The organism is Methylobacterium sp. WL6 (assembly GCF_008040095.1).
Lineage (GTDB): Bacteria > Pseudomonadota > Alphaproteobacteria > Rhizobiales > Beijerinckiaceae > Methylobacterium.
Genome location: NZ_VRVH01000468.1, coordinates 1 through 2466 on the forward strand (window position 1 = coordinate 1; position 2466 = coordinate 2466).

Here is a 2466-nt window from a genome sequence, read left to right on the forward strand (position 1 = left end):
GTGGCGCCGCGGCGATCGCTGGCATCGAAGCCGTAGCCGGCGTTGATACCGAAGTACGCGCCCGTCCAGGTGAACACCGGAACCGGGGTGAACACCGGCGGCGGAGCGCGACGCGGAAGGTCGGCGGCGGACGCGACGGCGGTGAGGCCGGCGAGAACGGTGGTGGCGAGGAGAAGGCTCTTCATTTTTTTCCAGGTCCTGGTTGGCAAAGCCGAGTTTGTTCTAAGCCGGGTTGCCCGCTCGGTCTGTCGCTTTCCTGCAACAAGCTCGCTCAGATGACCCGGAAGCGGTCAACGAAAGATGAAGGTTACGCCCGGCTTACGCGATGTCGTTCGCAGGTGTGTCTTGGCGCACATGGTCCGGCAGGAAAGATCAGGGTTCGCCCCACGCCTCGTTCTGTTGTCCGGGATTCACGATCGATTTACCGAAGACCGGAGCCGTGCTTATCATATGTCATGACCCTGCTCGGGCGGTGGCATTTTATTTCCTCCCTCGGAAGCCGTTGCGGCCGTAAGGCGAAGATTAACCATGAGCCTTCAGCGTCGATCTCCGCGAGGGGCCGGAATTCGGCGGAAAGGTGCGCGATGAGCGAAGACATCGGGTCGGCGAAGTCGCACGGCATCCTGCGCTGGACGATCCAGACCACCGGCATCGCCGCGATCGTCGCCCTCGCGGCGGCCCATCACTTCGCGCGGGCCGATCGGAACGCCGAGCCGACCCGTATGGCCCAGGCGACGTCGAGGGGGACGATCGCCGATCCGGAGACGACCGGCTCGATCGCGCAGGGCGTTCGCGCCGTGAGGCTCGATCCCTGCAACCTCCCTTCGGGCATGCGTGGCCTCCGCCCATAAGGGGCAGTCTTCGCACTTTTCGGAGGGGGAAACCCCGGCTCGTCCGGGTGCATCAGATTGACAAGTGGTTGCAAGGGCCTAAGTGTCCCGCGCACTCGCAGGCGCGGCGGGCCGTCGACCCGACCGGCCGTCGCTGCCGTCGCCGCGACGATGTCCTCCGCGCCGGCCCTGCCCGACCCCGCGCGCAACGGTTCTCAAAAGATTATGTCATTTGCCGATCTCGGATTGAGCGACAAGGTCCTCCAGGCCGTCACCGCCGCCGGCTATACGGAACCGACGCCGATCCAGAGCCAGGCGATCCCGCACGTGCTCGCCCGGCGCGACGTCCTCGGCATCGCGCAGACCGGCACCGGCAAGACGGCCGCGTTCACCCTGCCGATGCTGACGATGCTCGAGAACGGGCGGGCGCGGGCGCGGATGCCGCGGACGCTGATCCTCGAGCCGACCCGCGAGCTGGCGGCGCAGGTGGTCGAGAATTTCGATCGCTATGGCACCAACCACAAGCTCAACGTCGCGCTGATCATCGGCGGCGTCTCCTTCGCCGACCAGGACGCCAAGCTGACCCGCGGCACCGACGTGCTGATCGCGACGCCGGGGCGCCTGCTCGACCATTTCGAGCGCGGCAAGCTGCTGCTCAGCGGCGTCGAGCTCCTGGTCATCGACGAGGCCGACCGCATGCTCGACATGGGGTTCATCCCCGACATCGAGCGCATCGTGAAGATGGTGCCGTTCACCCGCCAGACGCTGTTCTTCTCCGCGACCATGCCGCCGGAGATCGAGCGGCTCGCCGACATCTTCCTGCACAATCCAGAGCGGATCGAGGTGGCGCGCGCCGCCTCCACCGCCTCGACCATCGTGCAGCGTCTGGTCGCGACCTCGTCGGACGGCAGCGCTAAGCGCGAGCGCCTGCGCAAGCTGATCCGCGGCGAAGCGGACCTGAAGAACGGCATCATCTTCTGCAACCGCAAGCGCGACGTCGCGCTGCTGCAGAAGTCGCTGGTGAGCCACGGCTTCGATGCCGCCGCGCTTCATGGCGACATGGACCAGCGCTCGCGCACCACCGCCCTCGATGCCTTCCGCGGCGGCGAGACGGCCTTGCTGGTGGCGAGCGACGTCGCGGCGCGCGGCCTCGACATCCCCGCGGTGAGCCACGTCTTCAACTTCGACGTGCCGAACCATCCCGAGGATTACGTCCACCGCATCGGCCGCACCGGCCGCGCCGGCCGTTCGGGGGCGGCCTTCACCCTGGTCAGCCGCAGCGACGACCGCTCGCTCCAGGCGATCGAGTCGCTGATCGGGCAGCCGATCCCGTGGATGGACGGGGACCTCAACACCGCCGCGCCGAGCCAGGAAGGCACCGACGAGGGCGAGACGCGCACCCGCCATCGCGGACGCGCCGGCGATTCCGCGCGACGCGGCCGAAAGGTCCCTGCCGAGGCCGAGGCGCCGCGGGAGGCGCGGTCGTCGCGTGGACGGAGGGATTCCGTCAAGACGGAGCCTTCCGCCAACCTAGAGTCCGACTCGGTTGCGGAGACATCGCCTCGGCGCGAGCCTCAGCGGCGACCGGACGAGGCGCGGCGGGAGGCACCGCGCCGTCCGGCAGCCGAGGCGCGGC

At 68.2% G+C, this 2466-nt stretch carries 2 protein-coding genes and 1 pseudogene; 2 read left to right on the top strand and 1 reads right to left on the bottom strand.

Annotated features, from left to right (window positions below):
* A pseudogene (locus FV230_RS27270) lies at positions 1–185 on the bottom strand (porin family protein); the annotation flags it as partial.
* A gap of 399 nt (positions 186–584) precedes the next feature.
* Between FV230_RS27270 and FV230_RS27275 the strand changes: the two are divergent.
* A complete protein-coding gene (locus FV230_RS27275) occupies positions 585–851 on the top strand; it encodes a hypothetical protein (RefSeq protein ID WP_147844596.1) in 267 nt (88 codons plus the stop codon).
* Between the two features lie 204 nt (positions 852–1055).
* Positions 1056–2466, top strand: a 1411-nt coding sequence (locus FV230_RS27280; protein ID WP_246695032.1) for a DEAD/DEAH box helicase, incomplete at its 3' end; no start/stop codon positions are given.